Here is a 19,359-nt window from a genome sequence, read left to right as displayed (position 1 = left end):
CCTGCTGAAAACATAGATTTCAACTATGCACCTGCCACCACGTATAGACAAGACCGAGATACGCTGACTAAACAACAATTGTGGACTTTTATGTGCCTGAATGCCGCTTGAATGCAGAAGTAGATGATAAATGGCGACCGTATTTTTCGTGTACAGGTGTGGCCGCCTGCAAGACACAGGCGGCATGAAAAGAACACAGGCCACCAATAAGCATCAAGCCTTTGTGATAAGCCCTGTGGATAATAATACCCTTATGGGAGTTCAAACCTGATGGTTTTGTTATCAGAACCTAAAACCTCCGCAAGTCCTAAAGCATCATTGATTCGCCCTATCCGGGTATAACTGTATGTTGTTGAAAATGTCTTGTAAAATAATACAAGCGTATTTGACCCGAACAACATGAGGTCTCCGTTTTGGATTATCGGAGGAACTGCCGGATTAACCGGCAGATTCTTTGACAACCTGTAAAACTTTTCATTGGCGTTCAGTTCTGTCATACTTATTTCAAGTGGCAGCATGGCTCTGAATGCCCCCGCTGTTGGGCTGTCGGCCAAGGTGCCACCGAAAGTTCTGCCTCCTGCTTTTATAATTATTTGGGTTTTCATGGCTATAGTTGAGTTATAAATTTTATCAGGTTTTACGTCCTGATAAACCGATATGTCTTTTGTACAGGAAGCCGAATCGGCTATACAGGCAAGCACGGACAGGTCTGAAAGTACGCATCATTCGTATTGCATTTAGCCAGACGTGCCGGCATCGCAAAACTAATACACCTATGTAAGACAAATCTTATACATTTTACGGTATTGCTTACCAATTTCAACGGCAGCGATATATTTTTAGAAATTTCAGGGTATTTTTGATTAGTAAAACATGTCCAGCCAATGCTCATCTACGACACCATCAGGAAATACAGTGGGATGTTCAACAACCCGATATTGCATCCGCTAATTAATGTGGTTGATCTAAGCAAGTCGCCCCTACTGCCCAAAACCAGATTTATGTTAGCTTTTTATGCCGTTATCATCAAAGAAACCAGATGCGGCGATATCAGGTATGGTAATCAGTACTACGATTATGACAACGGAACCATTGTGTTTTTTGGCCCGGGTCAGGTAATTACCCATGAGCCAGAAGGGGAAATGCACCAGCCTTATGGCACAGCGCTTATTTTTCATCCGGATTTAATCAGAGGTACTTCACTGGTAAAGCACCTGCATCAGTACTCGTTTTTTAGCTATCAAACAAACGAGGCATTACACGTCTCAGAAAAAGAAAGAACCTTAATAGATGGCTGCCTGGCTAATATAGCGGCTGAGATAAGCCAGAATCTTGATAAACACAGCCGAACCCTTATCGTTGCCAATATTGAATTACTACTGAAATATTGTGCAAGGTTTTATGACCGGCAGTTTATTACCCGCGAAAATGTAAACCGTGGCCTTATCGGTAAATTTGAGCAGCTACTGACCGACTACCTGACAGGCGAAAAACTGAAAACCAAAGGCTTGCCTTCTGTAGCCTATTTTGCAGATTTGCTCCATCTTTCGCCTAATTACTTTGGAGACCTGGTAAAAAAAGAAACCGGAAAAACAGCGCTTGAATTTATTCAGTTGCGCCTGCTTGAAGTAGCCAAAGAACGAATACTTGACCACGGCAAATCGCTCAGTGAAATTTCTTATGAGCTGGGGTTCAGGTATCCGCAGCACTTTACCCGTTTTTTCAAACAAAAAACAGGTGTAACTCCTACTCAGTACCGGATGCATTGAGATCAAACCATCCCCCTGTCAACCGGCTGGTGGCAATAGTTTTCTGCCTGCCGCCAGGCATCTGAACTGTATTAAGAAATCGCTTTTTCAGTGCTATAGAGTTACAAATGGCCCCTTTGCTGATATAAATGCATATATCGGTAATGAAATAATTTTCCCTGAATCCTGAAAATGAACGGCCTTCCTATGATGAGAAACCTTTTAACTGACCAGCAAAATCCAATTAAGGTTCTTTTGGCAGAGGACGATGAAGACGACCAATTCTTTTTTTCCAATGTGTTGTCTGAATTACCATTTGCCACAGAACTCACAATAGTGAATAATGGTATGGCTGCCGTTGAAAAATTAAAATGCCCCGAAAGCCAACCAGACATCATTTTCCTGGACCTTAACATGCCCAAAATGAGTGGCAAAGAGTGCCTGAAAATGATAAAAACCAACAATTTATACAAAACCATTCCCTGTGTCATTCTCAGCACGTCTTCTTCAGGAGCAGAGATTGAAGAAACCTATTGCGCCGGCGCCAACCTTTACCTGCTTAAACCCAATGAAGTAAGCAACCTTCTTAAAATGGTTGATACGGTGTTGAAAATTGATTGGAAAGAATACATAACCCCTAAAAGAGAATTGTATTTTCTATCTGAGCGCTCGCTTCAAAGAGCCTGAATCACATAGCATTTTGTTTATATTTCTGGTACCAGCTTAGACTATCCACCTTGTTTATGGCTCGGGCAGCAAATGCCTGAGCACTTGCTTACTGTTGACGCCTCATTGAATTGAGTGGATGAAGATTCTGAAACAGGTTTCCCCGTTGGTGCATAGGCTTTTCATAATCTGTTTCTGAATCAGATTTATGGAAACACATTGACGTTTACTGCTACTTCCTTTCGTTTTGAATAATTGATTAAACCTCAGGTTTTCATGTTGGTTATTCTGCGCTTTATATCCAATAATTTACCCTAACGATTGCTTATCTGTTTTGTGGTGATTTTCTTACCCGTCAGTTGAACAATTAATGAAATCTTTTGCCAGCTTAAAAGTACTCCCCTGCCCTTTCTACCTATGGAATGGTTATTTGCTTATACTATTCAGTATTATCAACTAAATCTTTTACACAATGAAAAATTCAAAATCAAAACGTAGTGTTGATGTTTCTGAAAAGGAAAGTGAAAAGCTGAAAGAGCTTTTTACAGATGGCCTGAAAGATATTTACTGGGCAGAGAAACATCTGACAAAGGCTCTGGGTAAAATGGCTAAAGCCGCCACTTCTGAAGAGTTGAAAATGGCCTTTGAAACGCATTTAACAGAAACAGAAGGCCAGATTGCCAAAGTTGAGCAGGTGTTTGAAATGATTGGCGAAAAAGCCAAAGCCAAGCACTGCCCGGCCATGGAAGGACTTATTAAAGAAGGGGAAGAAATAATTGAATCAACCGAAAAGGGTACTTTCGTTCGTGACTGCGGTTTAATTCTGGCAGCCCAGAAAGTAGAACACTATGAGATAGGTTCTTACGGTGGGTTGAGAAGCCTTGCCCAGACTTTAGGATACGAAGAGGCAGCAGGTTTATTACAGGAGATTCTTGACGAAGAAGGTGCGACCGATAAAAAGCTGACCGAACTGGCAGAAGCTACCATTAATGTGGAAGCTGCGCAGGAATAACGTTTATTAGAAATGATTAAGGTAGTATAGGCATCTGCCAGATGGCCCTATACTACCTTTTTTTATTCGCGAGTTGTTAGTCTTTAATCTATTTAAGTTAAAGTATTGTTGGATGTCTCTTGGTAATACTCTCAACCTTTGAAAAACAATTTTCACTAAAGATTGAGACTCAAACAGCTGGTAAAGTATCTGGTTCTATCTATACAATTACCAATATATTTTACGCTTAATGTCAAAATACACTGGCATGAAATAGCTAAGCCTTTCTTAGACATTTGCGTAAGCTTTTTATGAAAGATCGGGCTGCTCTGTAACCGCACATACCGTGCACACCACCCCCGGGCGGAGTAGAACCGCTGCATATATAAATCTTTGGATTCGGCGTTGAATAAGGATTTAGCCTTGCTACCGGCCTTGTAAATAATTGTGTTAGGTCTGCTGCCCCTCCGGCAATAGTACCACCGAAAAAATTCCTGTTATAATTATAAAACTGAGAAGTATTGGTAGTTTTTCTTTCCAGAATGGTGTCTTTGAAACCCGGGGCAAATCTTTCAATCTGTTTTTCTATAGCAAGTGTCATGTCTTTTGTGCTTCCGTTAGGCACATGGCAATAAGCATATCCGGTTTGCATACCTGACGGGGCCCGGCTGAAATCAAACTCACTTTGCTGGCATACCATAACAAATGGCGACTCGCTATGTCTGCCATTCCAGGCATCTTTTTCACTTTGCGCAATTTCCGGTAATGTTCCGCCAACATGTACTGTCGATGCTTTTAAGCAGTTGGCATCTTTCCAGGGGATGGATGAACGTAATGCCCAATCAATTTTAAATACCCCAGGACCAAAATTGAATTTCCTTAACCTATTTATGTAGTTGGCCGGCAATTGCTTTTCTGCAATATTTGAAAGCTGAAGTGGGTCGGTATCAAAAAAGTAGTAATCTGCTTTGGGTAAATCTTCCATGCTGCTTATAAAGCAGTTAGTAATAATTTTACCCCCAGCCTTAATAAAATAAGAAGCCAATGCATTGGCTATGGCTATTGAGCCTCCTTTTGCAACGGGCCAATCAACCACATGGCCGGAAATGGCAAATACCAGACCTACTGCCGACGAGAAGCTCATGTCTAATGGCAATATGCTGTGCGTTGAGCAACCTGCAAATAAAGCCTTTGCCCTGGTCTGGCTAAACAAACTATTGGCAAGAGAACTGGCAGGAAGCATTCCTTTTAGGCCAAAATTTGCTAAGGTGAATGGCTCATCAGGCCAACCCAAAGGCCCCAGAATATCTTTAAAAAGTACATCTGCCTTTTTTACAAAAGGTGTTAATGTTTTCTCCCACTTAATTCCATCTTTACCCCCAATTGAAAGCTTTGTATCTTCAATTGACCGATATTGAATCACTGCAGGTTCATTATCAAGCGGATGCGCAATTGAAGCCTTTGGAAATACCCACTCAAGGCCATGTTCCTGCAATGACAGACTCTGAAAAAAAGGTGAAAGAAAGCCCATCGGATGAACCGCCGAACAATGATCATGATTAAAACCTGGTAAGGTAAGTTCAGATGTACGGGTTCCACCTCCAATGGTATCAGCCCCCTCAACTATTACAACCTGCAAACCATTTTTTTGTAATTCAATAGCGGCCGCCAGACCGTTCGGCCCAGACCCGATTACAACAACATCCGGATTACCCATTTTGCGAAATCCTGTTTATTAAATTTTCAAAACCTGATTTTGCTCCTGCTACTTTACTTTTAATATTCTCTATCATTGAGGTATAATCCAATAATAGAAAAAGTAAAAGCATGTTTTCAAGAAAAAGAATATTCATTAGCAGATATATACCTAAATGAAACAGGAAAAGTAAAACTACAAGCCCAATACGTAGCTTTTTACTTGTAAATAAAGCAAAAGGAGCAATGATTTCAAGAACAGTTGAAACCGGCAGCATTGGCGCAACTAAATAATTCAGCCAAGGATAATCTAATACCATTTTACCATATTCAAATCCCCATTCGCTAGGGTTATAGGCATGAAAAACTATCCATTGGCGCATAATATCAGGATGAAACGTGATTGGGAAGCCCTTGGCAACTCTGGCAATTCCGATAACCGCGTAATCAAAAGTGATTATAATTCCCAAAGCGAGCATTCCAGCCTGGTAAACCGACTGAGGCTTGTCGCTTTTGCTATTTGCGGTATCATAACATGGTAAAAGCAACAATAAATAAGTACAATATAGCAAGGTAAGCTCCCGGTGATTGACATGATTGCCCCATCCGCGAATATAGCCCATATAAAATGTCAGCAATACAGCTGCAATAAAAATGTTCCATTTAGACCTTCCAATTCCAAAAATAACTGCAACTATAAAATACAGGGTTACGCATTTAACTGTGAGCATTACACCCGGAGATATAGCCCTCAGAAAATCATCACTTAAAATATTCATCAGGCCATGCTTAAAGAAAATGCTGTGTTCTGCATTGGCAACCAGATAGCTGCTATCTGTAGAAACCCATATAAACCAGATAAAAAATATCCAAATTCTTGCAAAAGAAAGCGTATCTGCATTTGCGCCGTTGTGTAAAGTTATTTTCATTTCTTAAAGGGATTTTTAACAGACATTTGATAATCTTTAGATACTGCGTCTTTTGTAGTTTTAGTTAAGTCTATATTGACAATTTGAAAATCTAAGCTGTCTGGTAAATCTTTCCCCTGAAATTGAAGCACATTATAAATTGATCTGCCATACTTACTTATCTCTGCTTTTGCCCAGGATATTTTTTCGGCATTATCAGATTTTAGCGCGGATATAATTACATTGTTCATTTTCGTTGACAATGTTGGTGTGCCTGCTCCTCTAAGAATATCTGAAGGTGCATAGTATTCTGTTTTGCCATCTGAAAACCTGCCGGCAAATTCGTAGGTTTGAACGGTTTGTATTCTGCCCCCTCCTTCAAACATAGCGAATCTCGCAATCGGGAAAAACTCAACCTTCTTATCAGGGAATTGATATTGCCAGCGGTCAATAAGCTGTACAAACATCCAGAATCCAAAAAATAACATAAAAATACCCAGTTTAAATGCCCCCAGGCTTCTTAATGCATTTAGTACCCTTAATCTTAAAAAAATTACATAAAGTAATCCAATTAAAAATACTGCTTCAAAAACTATACGTAGATATTGGACCATCGCTTTTTGGTAAGTAGTTCATATAAAAAACTAAAAACCAATGCCACATCTGCATCTTCCTGAAATTCTAAGCTATTTCATAATAGTGCTTAATTAATAAAAGAAAATGCTAAAATTATATGGGAAAATTTTCCCATATAATTTGAATATATAGTAAGTAATTCTACTCATGTAGAATTACTGCCACGATAATTTAAAATTTGATTTTTTGACAATAAAACGCAATTTTTAAGCATAAATGGCGTATAAGCATACTATGCAAAGTTATTTTATAAGAAAGATTTAAGATTAAAAACACATCTTGTGCATTTGCTGTCAGTGGCACAATCATTTACTTACTTCAACCCCTTAAATCAGCACGGCAAGTCAATTTTCCGATTTGAAACCTTAAATAGAATTGATAAAGCCTGAGCTACAAGCTAACATTTAATAAATTGGGAATGCCCATCAGGTTTAACTGACTCATGCATTATATACGTTTACAGGCAGAGCTGTATTCTAAAAAAAAGCCAACCCCCACAGCACATTACTGTAGGGGTTGGCTTGTGTTTTCATAGAGATTTTCAAACCAATTGAAATACCTCCTGAATTTTAATACTAATCAGACCACCAATGGCCAGACCTTATTTAATGACATTTAAAATAAGTACAAGCGTAGTTACTATACCTGTAAATATTGGAATCAACTGAATGGTCTGTATTCTCTGATCGGTATAAGTAACTTTACCTTTACTGATGTCAATATAAATTACATCATTGTTTTTAATGTAATAATAAGGCGAATTAAAAAAGTCTCTTTTGGTTAGGTCCAACTTAACTATCTCGCGTTTATCTCCTGTTGTTCTAATCAACATTACATTCTTACGCAAACCGTAAATTGTTAAATCACCAGCCATACCAATTGCGTCTGGCAAGGTTGTATGGTCGTCCAGAAGATTGAAAACAGACGGTCTGTTCACCTCACCAATAATTGTAAACTTATGGTTCAGGAAACGTACATTTACAGTAGGCTCTTTTAAAAATGTAAGGAGTTTTGTCTTTATACTATCACCTGCTTCTTTTAAGGTTAGGCCCTCCAATTTTACACTTCCAACCAGGGGCATATCAATATTGCCCTGCGGATTTACCAAATAACCAAGTGGTTGATTTCTTGCCATACCTCCACCCGTTGAACCCGGAAAGTTAGTAGTTGTAAGGGCATTAACGTTAGGGAAATTAAAAATAACGTTAGACTCTTCACTTAAGCTGCTCACGGTTACGGCCAGAATGTCATCTGCCTGAATGCGGGTTACAGTTGGAAGGTTGGGGGGGAGTACCTGATTGGACACCGAATCTGTGCCTTGAAAATAGGTAATATCTTTTGTATTTACCCGCACACACGAGGACGCAACAAACACGATACCAGATAAACAAAGCAAAGCTCTGAATAATTTCATTAACTTTTTGGGGCTGTTGTTAAACATAAAATAATAGATAAAAATTGCTGATAGTTATGGCTAGTTAATAGAACTTCAATAAATGTCAGACAAGTATTCAATTGTTATATTTCTTGTGTTAATTCACTGTATTATCCTTCTCCGGTTCTTATCACTCTTCTTAAGTTCTCATTTAATTAATCAACCAGCAATACTCAAAAAATTAACATACGCAGAACTGCTGTGTGTATTCTTAAAATAAGACCTGAAAATATTGATTGGATTTGTGCACACGGTAGACAGGTAAAGGGCTGTTCATTTTCGTTGTTTGCTACTCAAAAAATACAATTTTTATATCATGCCAAACTTTAACCGAAACAAGGAAAAACTAAGCTAGTAAAAGTACGTAATAATTTAAATTCTGTTTTCAATCAAAGCTATACTTACATCAGGCACTTCAAACTTTCAATTAATCTCAATTTAAATTAAACTCAAGCGAAGCATTCAATTTTAAAGAATAGACCAGATATTTAAGACCCCGAAAACGGAAAAACTTTTTTCTTAAAATTGTGCCTTACAAAAATAAAAGAAAGTTTTAGAATTTAAACAGTATATTTTGATGCCAAACCGTATTTTTTAGTTTTTTATAGAATCTTCATATAAAAGTATTTAGAAATACAATAAAAAATCATTTGATGCCAGTAACCCTCTGAACCAGATTAATAAAATATTGAAGGCCTGTTTACCATTTACAGTGCCTGACCCAATGAACATAAAATTTGAAACCCATACCGGAGAGGCTTTGTTGTTTAACTAATCATTACCCGACTGCACGTTTTTTAATCTTTAACAGGTAAAATATGAGATTACGAGTTTCTGTCGTAATTTTGTTTAAATTCTCTGACGTACAAGTTAGTAATAATCTAAATTGAATGGCATTTACTATAAAGGTATATTGCTTCAAGAAAAACTATAAGTTAAAACACAATTCTTATGCTCTCAATTTTTAATTGGAAAAAACCTGCTGCTGATCCGCTTTCATTCTTAAAAACCGATATTCATTCTCATCTGCTTCCGGGAATAGACGACGGCTCAACGGATATGGAACGAACCATTAACTATATTGAAGAGCTTCATAAACTAGGTTATAAAAAGTTTATTACAACACCTCATGTCAAGGCAGGCATTTTTCCTAATACACCAGCCATCATTAACAATGCGCTCAATGAAGTAAGAGAAGCGATAAAGCCGCGTAACCTTGATATAGAAATTGAAGCCGCTGCTGAATATCTGCTGGATGAAGAGTTTGAAAGCATCCTGCAAAGAAATGAGTTATTAAGCTTCGGTACAAAGCGTTACCTGCTCATTGAAATGTCGTTCATTTCTCCGCCACCCAACTTATCTCAGCTTATATTTAAACTAAAAACCAGTGGTTATTCGCCTGTTATGGCGCACCCTGAGCGCTATCCTTATTGGTGGGAAAGTCTTGATAAAATAGCTGATTTAAAACAGGTAGGGTGCCTGCTTCAGCTTAACTTGTTGTCGTTAGCAGGCTACTACGGTAAAAAGACTAAACAAGTAGCAATCAAATTGCTGGAATCCGGAATCATAGATTTTGTTGGAACCGACCTGCACCATGAAAGGCATCTGGCCGATATCCAGCTATTAACGAAGGATTCGAAGTTGATGAAGCTATTAAAAAATAAAGCATTTCTTAACGAAATGCTTTAGTAGAAATTCTTTTGATTTGCTTCAGATGTACGTTGATTAATAGGCCATTTTTTCGCCTTTAACCATATTATAAACTGTAGCAACTATTATTTTAATATCCAGCCAGATACTCCAGTGGCTGATATACCAGATATCAAATTTCACACGTTTTTTCATCAATGAAATGTCCTTGGTCTCTCCTCTGTATCCATTTACCTGAGCCCAACCTGTAATACCCGGTTTAACCCAGTGCCTGATCAGATAATTATCAATCTGCTCTTTACTTTCTATGTTGTGCTGCACAGCGTGAGGTCTTGGCCCTACAACTGACATATCGCCAAACAATACATTGAAAAACTGTGGCAACTCATCCAGGTTAGTTTTACGCAAAAACCTTCCGACTTTCGTAATTCTTGGGTCATCTTTTTCAGTTTGCCAGAAACCTCCGTCTTTTTTACGGGTAGAACTGTCTGAATACATGGACCTGAATTTAAAACACACAATTTTTTTATTGTTTTTACCCCAACGCTCCTGAAGGAAGAAAATAGGCCCTTTTGAATCAATTCTGATAATTAATGCCAGAATAGGTATCAACCATGAAAACACTAAAACTATAACCAAAAGGCTGAAAACTATATCAAAAGCACGTTTAAGAACTCTAAAATGCCATTCTTCTAACGGATTTTTCCGCAAAGTAAGAATAGGGTTACCGCCAAAGAGTTCAAGTTTATATTGTTTTAACCCATATTGCGAGTACTCAGGTATAATTCTGGTTTTTATTCCCTCTTTTTCAGTTACCTGAATAATCTTCTCAACATACTCCTTGTCAAAAGAAGGCAAGGCAACAATTACTTCTTCAATACGGCTTTTTTTGATGACACTCTCAAGATTGGCCAGATTACCCTTATACTGGCCATTCAGATATTGAGGCTTCGATTCATCAATAAAACCTGCTACTTTATATCCAAACTGCGGTGTATCGCTAAATATTTTATAAAAAGACATAGCGCTGTCTCCTGTACCTACTATTAGAATATTCTTTATTTTGTATCCTCTTTCATATAACAACAGACTTATCTTCTTGAACAGATACTTCTGTATTGTCATCACAACAAAAACAAAAATGATGTTGAGCAGCACCAGCGTTCTTGAATAGAAGCTATCGTTAGATAGAAAAAGATATACCATTAAGGCTACCCCCTGGGCAATTATATTGGGAATGAGCACAAGAAACTCATCTACATACTTTACCGTACGAAACTCGTCGTATAATTCAGTATAACGGCTGGTAAAGTACCAGATTACCAATAGAAGAAAAATTAAAAATATATCACTATTGCGAAAAACCCGGCCACTTAATATCTGTGCTATACTATAGCAAAATATTAAACAGAGTGAATCTGTCAATAATCTTATATGATATACTTTTTTTAGATTTGAGACCATATAATTTAAAAACTAGAACTGTAATTATATGCTATGTTTGAATATCGAATTTGAAGCAACTACTTTTTGGGTATAATTTCTTCGTGACACGCTTATGCTAACTTAAAGCCTATTGACAGTTTAGTACTGTGCTTAAAAGAGAGATAACTGGCAATAACTCAACATTATATTTTGCAGCAAACAAAATAAAAAAACAACCTACGCAAAAGTAAATTTCCACCCTATCATTAGCAATAATCGTTGTGTAAACCTTCAATTAAATTTACAATTATTGTAATCATGTTTTAACAGCAGTGTTTCCTGATACAAACTTAGAAAATATAATTTACTTATTATAGCGGAGGGGGTGAAAAATGCAAGAAGTCCTTTTTAAGTTTATATAAATACAGTTAATTTTTTACTTCTGGCATCAGCGTTACACACTATACGTATATATACTATAGAATACGTACCGAAGTCGCAATTTTTACAAGCCTCTTTTTAGCTGATTATCCCAGTAACTGCTATGATAAGTCCTTAACTTTTCATCCAGTTGGTAACCTGTTCTGTATCGCTCGGCAATCTGATATCCTTTTACATATAAGTATTCCCACCTGAACTCATCTGCTGTTCTAAGCCTTACACGCTTGCCCTGCAGAGTAACACCAGGCGGAATTGGAATAGCAAAATTGAAACCTACTGATGTGCCATTGGTAGTTTTTAATGCATAGAACCCGATCTCTACATTTGAGAACTGGCGTATAAAATCAAATCTTACGCCTCTATCATTATAAAGGTATTGCCCACCCGAAAGTTTTAAGGTTATATCATTCTTAAAAATACGGTAGCTCACATCACCTAACACCATGAGATGCCTGAGGGACTGGTATTCAAAATAATCGCCTGATATTCTGTAATAGCCGCTGAAAGAACCCTCCAACCCGAACGACCAAGGACTGTTCACATCAAAATACCTATACTGTGCATTGAGACCGTACTGGTCTTTATAAAACAATCCGGCAGAAAGGCTCATAAAGTTAAATTTTCTGAAAGTCAGAAATTTATTAATAAAGGTAGGAGCCAGACGTAACCTCAGCGATTGCTGGTCTAAATCATTGACAATCGGTATGGTAAGACCGGTTGTAATAGCAAGGCCTCGGCCTAAAATAAGCTGGGTATTAAGAGCTACACTAAACTTGGCCTCAACAGGGTTATCAAAGTTACCGAACTTAGCTGTAAAGAGGGGAAGTAAAGAAAAGTCAAGCTTATAATCTTTCAGCGGAAACCATTTGTTAACCCCAACTTGCCGGGAAGCTGATGCAGAAAGCGGTTTAGAATAAATACCCGAACCTATTTTCTGATAGGATGCGATAGGCACTCCCTGAAACAACGGAATATACCTCTGGCTACTGGTGTCTGAAAGGGAGTAGCGCAACTCAACAAACCCGTTAAACGGATTCCGGTAAATGCGTTGTTCATAACTAACCCCGAGGCTGTCTTTATTTACACGCTCATAGGTAAGAAGTGTCTTCCCCTTCTTACCAGACTGCGCATAACCCATACCGGTTATACACAAAAAGCATAGTAAACTATTAATTAAGTGTTTCATCCAGCTTGGCAATGCTTTTCTTTGGTTTAAGCAGTTGAAAATGAATTGAAGAACCGAATATGAACCTGTCTCCGTTAAGTAGGCCACCCTGAACCGTCCATGTCTTCCATAGTGTTAAATAGGCTCCAACATTCAAATGCTGCGAGTCCCACTCGGTCATCAGTCCGGCTTTATTCCGGTATCCTAACTTAACACCTGCAAAAGGCCCAACAAGGTAACCGTTATTGAAGATGAAATCACTTTTTTTCTGAAACTTTAAATTTGAAAAAATATTCGAATTCGCAAGATTCAGTTTAAAATCACCTTCTCTTGAAAGAATATACGGGCTACCATACCCGGCTGTTGTTTCCAGGTTCAGGTCTTTGTTCAGATTGAAGTGCTTGGTAGCCACTAAAACATTGGTCAGCATGGCTGTTTCAATCATAAACGGCGAAGAAATAATAACAGCCACTGAAGGAAACCTGGGTTTTTCTTTTACCAGAAGATAGCTTATATCCAGTTGCCTGTCTCCCAGACCCTCACGTATTTTTGTATCGGTTGTAACCGGTTGAAGCAGGCTTAAGGTAATGGTAAGGCGCGGCAGTAAGGTAAGATTGGCAAATAAAACACGCTCGGCATTTCTTTGCTTACTTCTTAACGAATATTTAAGCGGATTGTAGTTGTAGCCGAAGCTGAGGCTGGCGTCTTCGTAAGCAGTTGCATTAGGGATATACATCAGACCCGATTTGCCAGATAGATTCACCTGTGCCCAAACGGATTGCGAAGCAAAAACAAAAAGGCAGGTTGCTGCGGTGGAGCGAAAAATCAAAAAAGAGCTACCCTTAAATCTCCATTTAAAAGAAATAAACGATAGCGCTTTTTTGATTTTCATATTTTTAAGAGGCGTTTGAATTAAAATTAACCCTGGCCCTGGTCATGACAAGTCTGGAAAGACGCCGTCAGGGTGGCCTGCATATTAGTAATGGTGGTATTATAAGCGGTAGCAATAGCGGCGAGGTCAGTATCTCGCGCTGAAGCTGCAGCGGCTATGGTGGCAGTGGTAGTTAAATTACAAGCATTTACTTCTGCTGCATATAAATTACCCGACAACTCAATAGTCTGAACAAAATTAACATATAAAAGTACAGTTAGCAAATTATAATTTGCTTCGCCTAGCGTATCTTTTACAGAAGCCAAAGCAGTAAGGCCTGCCTGAAGCAAATTGTTGGCAGTTGTGTTTCTGGTACTAAACGATGTACCTGCGGTGGCAATACATGCCGCACTGTTGGCTGCCGCTACCCGGTTAGCATAAGTGGCATTTACAGTTTGTTCCTGGGTTGCTCTGGCTGCATCTATGGTTGCTTTGGCACGATTAAATGCCAGCTGAGCCGAGTCGGTACAGGCGCTGTTTACTGCGGCCACGGCATAATCAGGAAACTTGATTAATGACTCATTTTTTGTAAAGGAAGACTCTTTTACAAAACCCGTTACAACCGTACCGTTAACCGATGGCAGGGTAATCTTTGGCAAATAGGCAGCCAGCGCAGGATTCAAAGCAATTGCTTGTACTGACGCTTTCAAATCTGCCGGTAAAGTACCTGTAGACACCAGATTACTGACCACCGCCGGAGTGAAAGCAGCGGAGATTTTACCTGCTTCCGAGGGCGCAATCACCTTCTCCACGTTGGCAGCAGCTGTGGTAACATCAGAGGTAACTGTTCCGGTGGCCAGAGCAGAGGCCAAAGCCGTTGTTGTGGCTGATGCAGTTACTGAACCCTGCGTAGTGGTTACGGCTGCTGGTGTAGTTGGCTTTACATCTGGCAGTTTTACATCTTTGTACTTTTCCTCAAATTTAGGAATCTCAGGCTCTGCGTCTTTCGACTTACAGTTGTACATACTAACGGCCAACGCCATAACCAAACTCAGGCTGGCAAACTTAAATTTTCTTCCAGTTTTCATGATAATTTAAATTAATAAGAAAAATTGTATTGGGGATTTACTTAATTACGCCGCTAAAAAAACCAAGATTTCTTGTTTTAAGACGCTGAATTGTATTAGACCAATTCAAATTGCCTGTAAAACATGGAGAAATCTTGTGATTCCTGACAAATTATCCTTTAAGGTAGTGGCGAACTTTTAGTGTTGCAGTAAAAAAGATGTAAAACGAAGGGCAGCTCAGAAACAAATTAAACGAGCTAAACAATAGCAAACTTACAAAAAACAGAAAATCTGTATGAGGCGAATTAAGATAATAAACCTCTGACGTAACAACTTAACCGGAACAACAACTCTAAAATATTGGTAAATGCAATTATTGCCAAATAATATTCAAACTTTTTGGCATATTACCACTAAAAAAACAAACTTTCTTTGTTAAAGACAATTCTATGCGCAGTAAATACAAAATTGTCTGAGCAATAATTAGGTATAATTTGGCGCACATGGCCTCATATACCTAATTATTAATCAGTTATAAAATGCTTCTTATTTGCCTTTGCTAAACAAAGCCACATCTGCCTGCATCATATCTTTTACCAATGCCGGTAGGTCGTATTTAGGCACCCAACCCAATTTGGTTTTAGATTTTGTTGGGTCTCCTATCAACAATTCAACCTCTGTTGGTCTGAAATATCTTGGATCTACAAAAACAACTTCTTTACCAATTGGCAATTGATAATCTGGATTGCTACATGCAGTTACATATCCGATTTCATCTACGCCTTCACCTTTAAATTCTACCGAGATACCCACTTCAGCAAAAGACATTCTTACAAATTCTCTTACGCGGGTAGTGATTCCCGTTGCAATTACGTAATCTTCCGGTACATCTTGTTGTAGAATTAACCACATGGCTTCTACGTAGTCTTTGGCATGACCCCAGTCGCGTTGCGCATCCAGATTACCCAGATACAAAGCGTCTTGTTGGCCTAATGCAATCTGAGACACTGCACGGGTAATTTTTCTGGTAACAAATGTTTCTCCACGTAGTGGCGACTCATGGTTAAACAAAATACCGTTTACGGCAAACATATTGTAGGCCTCTCTGTAGTTGACTGTAATCCAGTAGCCATACAATTTGGCAACTGCATAAGGAGAACGCGGATAGAAAGGCGTAGTTTCTGATTGAGGCACTGCCTGTACCAAACCATATAGCTCAGAAGTTGAGGCCTGATAAATTTTAGTTTTCTCGATTAATCCTAAAAGCCGAACAGCTTCCAGAACTCTAAGCGTACCGATACCATCTACCTGTGCAGTATATTCAGGCTCGTCAAAAGAAACTTTCACATGAGACATTGCACCCAGGTTATAGATTTCGTCTGGTTGAACTTCCTGAATAATTCTGATGATATTGGTAGAGTCAGACAAGTCACCATAGTGCATTATAAATTTAACACCTCTTTCGTGCAGGTCTTCATACAAATGGTCTACCCTTTGAGTATTGATTAACGAACTTCTGCGCTTAATACCATGAACTTCGTAGCCTTTATTTAATAAAAAATCTGCCAAGTAGGCTCCGTCTTGACCTGTGATACCTGTTATCAGTGCTTTTTTCATTGAGTAACAATCTTTGGTTTATAATAAGTGTATAATGATATTGAATATGTCAACTAAAATATAAGTTTTACTTTCCGGGTTTTTCAAGAATGTTACCAAACTGTCTTAATTTGTACCCAGACGGAGCGTGTCATGATGCTCCAGAAAATCCTGATAGGCCAGCCCTATTCCTTCTTCCAGCTCTATGGTATGTTTCCAGCCACAATTATGCAGTTTTGAAACATCCATCAGTTTTCTTGGTGTTCCATCCGGTTTACTTGTATCCCAGATTAACTCACCCTCAAAACCAACAATTTTCTTTACTGTTTCTGCCAACTCCTTAATGGTAACATCTACTCCGGTTCCTACATTGATTAATTCAGGCTCGCTGTATTGCTCCATTAAATAAAGACAGGCTGCTGCCAGATCATCGGCATGCAAAAACTCTCTCATCGGAGACCCCGTACCCCATAAGGTTACCGTGGCCACATGATTGGTTTTAGCCTCATGAAACTTCCGAATCATGGCAGGTAAAACGTGAGAATTCTGTAAATCATAATTATCATTAGGCCCATACAAATTAGTTGGCATGGCCGATATAAAGTCACAACCATATTGGCTTCTGTAAGCCTCGCACATCTTAATGCCCGCAATTTTCGCAATAGCGTATGGCTCATTGGTAGGTTCAAGATAGCCGCTCAAAAGATATTCTTCCTTAAGAGGCTGAGGCGCCAGTTTTGGATAGATACATGAAGAACCTAAAAACAGTAATTTTTTAACACCTGTTTTATATGAACTATGAATAATATTATTCTGAATTGCCAGATTTTCATATAAAAAATCTGCACGGTAGGTATTATTGGCAACAATACCACCCACTTTGGCAGCAGCCAGAAATACATATTCAGGTTTTTCGGTCTGAAAAAAGTCTTCTACCGCCTGTTGGTTTCTTAAGTCTAATTCTTTTGACGTGCGAAGTACAAAATTGGTATAACCATCCTTTTGTAACTTCCTCAAAATTGCCGAGCCAACCATTCCCCGGTGACCAGCGACGTATATTTTGGAATCCTTGTGCATTTAATCAGTTATAGAATTTAAATTTTAAAGGTCAGCTTTAATTTTTCTTTGGTTAGCAAGAAGATATAGTAACTGTTGGTTACAAAATACCTTTTAAATAAACGCTTGGGGTCTTGCATTAGGCGAAACAGCCACTCCAGCATATTTTTCTGCATCCAGAGCGGAGCTCTTTTCTCCTCTCCCACTAACATCGGGAACGCCCCCCCTACTCCAATCATGACCGCATTTATTCTGCCTTTCATAGCTGCCATCCAGCGTTCCTGTTTCGGACAGCCTAGTGCCACAAAAACTACATGCGCACCTGATTGATTAATTATTTGGACATCCTGCTCGATTTCCTCATCCGATAATTTCCTGAATGGAGGAGAAACAGAGCCGGCAATAGTAAGCCCAGGAAAGTTATCTTTGCACCACCCGTTCAGTTTTTCTAAAACCCCAGGAGTAGACCCGTAAAAAAACGCAGCCAGGTCTTGCCTTTCCATTTCTTTTAGCAGGGAAGGCATCAGATCAGGACCAGAAACCTTATCCTGCTGTATACCATACAACCACTTTAACCCTTTTACGAGCGGCATTCCGTCAGGCGTAACAATATCTGCATTATTAACTACCTCTGAAAAATCTTTAAAGCGAAACGCTTCTATACAAACATGCACATTTGAAACACAAACATAAGAAGACGTATGGTTCTTGCCCAAACCAAGTATATTATCAACAAACTCCTGATATTTACCAAGAGAAATGTTAATACTAATGAGCTTTTTTTTGTGCATCTAAATGTAATTTTAAATTAAAAAATCAATCCATTTAATGTTAAAATCAATAAGTTTATCGACACTTATTTGAAATAACTTACATAAACAATAGAAAAAAGTTAGGAAGAAATTAAATAAATCCCTCAATCTTGAATCTTAAACCTAACTTTGATTTCATTATATATAAAATTAAGTTGAAGAATATAATTTCGAATATCATATTTCTCCTGCACTTCTTTTTGGGCAGACTTGCTAAGGAACTCATATGAGGATGAACTATTAATAATTTCATTCAATCTTTCAAAAATACTATTAGGGTCATATTTTTTTACTTTGATTCCATTTAAACCATCTTTAACAACATACTTCATTGAAGCATCATCTGTCACAATAGGGACAACACCTGAAGCCATAGATTCTAAAAGCGCAATAGGAAGACCTTCTCCATAACGGGATGGCAACAGAAAATAATCAGAGTCTTTAATTATATCAATTTTAGATGAACCTGAAACAATACCCCAATACTTAAAATCTGAACCCAATAATTCTTGGCATGAGGTTATCAACTCTTCCTTCAATGGCCCTGTACCGCATAAATAAAACACAAAGTCAAACTTTTTTTTCAAGAGCTTTAAAGCTTCTATTAAATCAGGAATTCCTTTGCTTTCATGGATTCGGCCCAAAAAAAGCAAAACTGGCTTCTTAGGGTCATATTTTTTTCCCATATTAACATATAATGATGTATCTACACAATTTACTAGTACTTTAGCACTATGAAAATCGTAATTCTCTGCAATAGCTATTTTCTCTAATTCACTCAATACAACCACTTCACTACTATTCTTAAAAATAGAATTTGATAAAATTCTAAAAAAAAGACTATTAGTTTTATTCATTAGAAACTCTCCACCATGAATATGCAAAAAAACTGGAACCTTTAAAATCCGGCACCATGTATTTATCAGATACTCTCTAATCAATCCTTTCGGATTAAAGGGCAAATTCTGATGAACAATATCAATTTTATGCTTTCTTAAAAAAAACGGAAACAATAATATCTGTTTGATAAGTTCAAGAGCCCATAAAGGTTTGCTTAACCTTTTATCAGGGCTACCTAACAAATAATGGTGATATTTATGATTTATGTTATGACTAATAATAGCATTAGTTACTGAAGCAACACCACTTACATTTTTGTTCGCATCAAGACTTGGGGCTGTAATTAGTATATTCATT

17 protein-coding genes are annotated in these 19,359 nt (G+C 38.2%); 4 read left to right on the top strand and 13 right to left on the bottom strand.

Annotated features, from left to right (window positions below):
* Positions 1–251: 251 nt before the first annotated feature.
* Positions 252–605: a cyclophilin-like fold protein gene (locus MB380_RS02520; RefSeq protein ID WP_253532979.1), complete on the bottom strand. Its 354-nt coding sequence runs from the start codon at positions 603–605 to the stop codon at positions 252–254.
* A 279-nt stretch (positions 606–884) separates the two neighbouring features.
* Here MB380_RS02520 and MB380_RS02515 point away from each other — a divergent pair, with 279 nt between their 5' ends.
* The 3 genes from MB380_RS02515 to MB380_RS02505 all read left to right on the top strand — a co-directional run bounded on the left by MB380_RS02515 (position 885) and on the right by MB380_RS02505 (position 3,426).
* Positions 885–1,769, top strand: coding sequence for an AraC family transcriptional regulator (locus MB380_RS02515; RefSeq protein WP_253532977.1), 885 nt, complete (start codon positions 885–887; stop codon positions 1,767–1,769).
* 186 nt (positions 1,770–1,955) lie between these two features.
* Positions 1,956–2,435 carry a response regulator gene (locus tag MB380_RS02510; RefSeq protein ID WP_253532975.1) on the top strand — a complete coding sequence of 160 codons (480 nt, stop codon included), beginning with the start codon at positions 1,956–1,958 and terminating at the stop codon, positions 2,433–2,435.
* 451 nt (positions 2,436–2,886) lie between these two features.
* Complete coding sequence (locus MB380_RS02505) at positions 2,887–3,426, top strand: ferritin-like domain-containing protein (RefSeq protein WP_253532973.1); 540 nt, start codon at positions 2,887–2,889, stop codon at positions 3,424–3,426.
* Between the two features lie 256 nt (positions 3,427–3,682).
* Here the strand turns inward: MB380_RS02505 and MB380_RS02500 are convergent, their stop codons facing one another.
* From MB380_RS02500 to MB380_RS02485, 4 genes are all read right to left on the bottom strand, one after another.
* Complete coding sequence (locus MB380_RS02500; RefSeq protein WP_253532971.1) at positions 3,683–5,122, bottom strand: NAD(P)/FAD-dependent oxidoreductase; 1,440 nt, start codon at positions 5,120–5,122, stop codon at positions 3,683–3,685.
* Positions 5,115–6,029, bottom strand: coding sequence for a hypothetical protein (locus tag MB380_RS02495; protein WP_253532969.1), 915 nt, complete (start codon positions 6,027–6,029; stop codon positions 5,115–5,117). The genes MB380_RS02500 and MB380_RS02495 overlap by 8 nt, the downstream gene beginning before the upstream one ends.
* The gene (locus MB380_RS02490) at positions 6,026–6,622 is read right to left on the bottom strand and encodes a hypothetical protein (RefSeq protein WP_253532968.1); all 597 of its coding nucleotides are present in this window, start codon (positions 6,620–6,622) and stop codon (positions 6,026–6,028) included. The genes MB380_RS02495 and MB380_RS02490 overlap by 4 nt, the downstream gene beginning before the upstream one ends.
* Before the next feature lie 623 nt (positions 6,623–7,245).
* A complete protein-coding gene (locus tag MB380_RS02485) occupies positions 7,246–8,058 on the bottom strand; it encodes a polysaccharide biosynthesis/export family protein (protein ID WP_253532966.1) in 813 nt (270 codons plus the stop codon).
* 972 nt (positions 8,059–9,030) lie between these two features.
* On the opposite strand from MB380_RS02485, the gene MB380_RS02480 reads away from it, so the two are divergent.
* Positions 9,031–9,768: a tyrosine-protein phosphatase gene (locus tag MB380_RS02480; protein ID WP_253532964.1), complete on the top strand. Its 738-nt coding sequence runs from the start codon at positions 9,031–9,033 to the stop codon at positions 9,766–9,768.
* Between the two features lie 36 nt (positions 9,769–9,804).
* On the opposite strand, the gene MB380_RS02475 is transcribed toward MB380_RS02480, so the two are convergent.
* The 8 genes from MB380_RS02475 to MB380_RS02440 form a co-directional block, all read right to left on the bottom strand.
* Entirely contained in the window at positions 9,805–11,193 is a 1,389-nt protein-coding gene (locus tag MB380_RS02475) for an undecaprenyl-phosphate glucose phosphotransferase (RefSeq protein WP_253532962.1), read from the bottom strand.
* Positions 11,194–11,659: 466 nt separating this feature from the next.
* A complete protein-coding gene (locus tag MB380_RS02470) occupies positions 11,660–12,781 on the bottom strand; it encodes a YjbH domain-containing protein (protein ID WP_253532960.1) in 1,122 nt (373 codons plus the stop codon).
* The gene (locus tag MB380_RS02465; protein WP_253532958.1) at positions 12,765–13,652 is read right to left on the bottom strand and encodes a YjbH domain-containing protein; all 888 of its coding nucleotides are present in this window, start codon (positions 13,650–13,652) and stop codon (positions 12,765–12,767) included. Before MB380_RS02465 ends, MB380_RS02470 begins: the two co-directional genes overlap by 17 nt.
* A gap of 26 nt (positions 13,653–13,678) precedes the next feature.
* Positions 13,679–14,719 (bottom strand): hypothetical protein, encoded by a 1,041-nt coding sequence (locus tag MB380_RS02460; protein ID WP_253532956.1) that lies wholly within the window; start codon positions 14,717–14,719, stop codon positions 13,679–13,681.
* Between the two features lie 525 nt (positions 14,720–15,244).
* The gene (gene gmd / locus MB380_RS02455; RefSeq protein ID WP_101726735.1) at positions 15,245–16,315 is read right to left on the bottom strand and encodes a GDP-mannose 4,6-dehydratase; all 1,071 of its coding nucleotides are present in this window, start codon (positions 16,313–16,315) and stop codon (positions 15,245–15,247) included.
* Positions 16,316–16,420: 105 nt separating this feature from the next.
* Positions 16,421–17,371: a GDP-L-fucose synthase gene (locus MB380_RS02450; protein WP_253532955.1), complete on the bottom strand. Its 951-nt coding sequence runs from the start codon at positions 17,369–17,371 to the stop codon at positions 16,421–16,423.
* A gap of 17 nt (positions 17,372–17,388) precedes the next feature.
* Entirely contained in the window at positions 17,389–18,141 is a 753-nt protein-coding gene (locus MB380_RS02445) for a WecB/TagA/CpsF family glycosyltransferase (RefSeq protein WP_253532953.1), read from the bottom strand.
* 125 nt (positions 18,142–18,266) lie between these two features.
* Positions 18,267–19,358, bottom strand: a complete 1,092-nt coding sequence (locus tag MB380_RS02440; RefSeq protein ID WP_253532951.1) for a glycosyltransferase family 4 protein — start codon at positions 19,356–19,358, stop codon at positions 18,267–18,269.
* Position 19,359: the final 1 nt, after the last annotated feature.

This window comes from Emticicia sp. 21SJ11W-3 (assembly GCF_024138715.1).
Lineage (GTDB): Bacteria > Bacteroidota > Bacteroidia > Cytophagales > Spirosomataceae > Emticicia > Emticicia fluvialis.
Note: the sequence above shows the minus strand (reverse complement) of the source record. Positions and strands in the feature narration are given on the sequence as shown.

What these genes read in the sequence shown, in the direction of transcription:
- MB380_RS02475 (WP_253532962.1), bottom strand. Translation starts at nt 11,193, where the DNA reads ATGGTCTCAAATCTAAAAAAAGTATATCATATAAGATTATTGACAGAT.
- MB380_RS02445 (WP_253532953.1), bottom strand. Translation starts at nt 18,141, where the DNA reads ATGCACAAAAAAAAGCTCATTAGTATTAACATTTCTCTTGGTAAATAT.
- MB380_RS02505 (WP_253532973.1), top strand. Translation starts at nt 2,887, where the DNA reads ATGAAAAATTCAAAATCAAAACGTAGTGTTGATGTTTCTGAAAAGGAA.
- MB380_RS02520 (WP_253532979.1), bottom strand. Translation starts at nt 605, where the DNA reads ATGAAAACCCAAATAATTATAAAAGCAGGAGGCAGAACTTTCGGTGGC.
- gmd (WP_101726735.1), bottom strand. Translation starts at nt 16,315, where the DNA reads ATGAAAAAAGCACTGATAACAGGTATCACAGGTCAAGACGGAGCCTAC.
- MB380_RS02490 (WP_253532968.1), bottom strand. Translation starts at nt 6,622, where the DNA reads ATGGTCCAATATCTACGTATAGTTTTTGAAGCAGTATTTTTAATTGGA.
- MB380_RS02465 (WP_253532958.1), bottom strand. Translation starts at nt 13,652, where the DNA reads ATGAAAATCAAAAAAGCGCTATCGTTTATTTCTTTTAAATGGAGATTT.
- MB380_RS02510 (WP_253532975.1), top strand. Translation starts at nt 1,956, where the DNA reads ATGATGAGAAACCTTTTAACTGACCAGCAAAATCCAATTAAGGTTCTT.
- MB380_RS02500 (WP_253532971.1), bottom strand. Translation starts at nt 5,122, where the DNA reads ATGGGTAATCCGGATGTTGTTGTAATCGGGTCTGGGCCGAACGGTCTG.
- MB380_RS02515 (WP_253532977.1), top strand. Translation starts at nt 885, where the DNA reads ATGCTCATCTACGACACCATCAGGAAATACAGTGGGATGTTCAACAAC.
- MB380_RS02470 (WP_253532960.1), bottom strand. Translation starts at nt 12,781, where the DNA reads ATGAAACACTTAATTAATAGTTTACTATGCTTTTTGTGTATAACCGGT.
- MB380_RS02485 (WP_253532966.1), bottom strand. Translation starts at nt 8,058, where the DNA reads ATGAAATTATTCAGAGCTTTGCTTTGTTTATCTGGTATCGTGTTTGTT.
- MB380_RS02450 (WP_253532955.1), bottom strand. Translation starts at nt 17,371, where the DNA reads ATGCACAAGGATTCCAAAATATACGTCGCTGGTCACCGGGGAATGGTT.
- MB380_RS02440 (WP_253532951.1), bottom strand. Translation starts at nt 19,358, where the DNA reads ATGAATATACTAATTACAGCCCCAAGTCTTGATGCGAACAAAAATGTA.
- MB380_RS02495 (WP_253532969.1), bottom strand. Translation starts at nt 6,029, where the DNA reads ATGAAAATAACTTTACACAACGGCGCAAATGCAGATACGCTTTCTTTT.
- MB380_RS02460 (WP_253532956.1), bottom strand. Translation starts at nt 14,719, where the DNA reads ATGAAAACTGGAAGAAAATTTAAGTTTGCCAGCCTGAGTTTGGTTATG.
- MB380_RS02480 (WP_253532964.1), top strand. Translation starts at nt 9,031, where the DNA reads ATGCTCTCAATTTTTAATTGGAAAAAACCTGCTGCTGATCCGCTTTCA.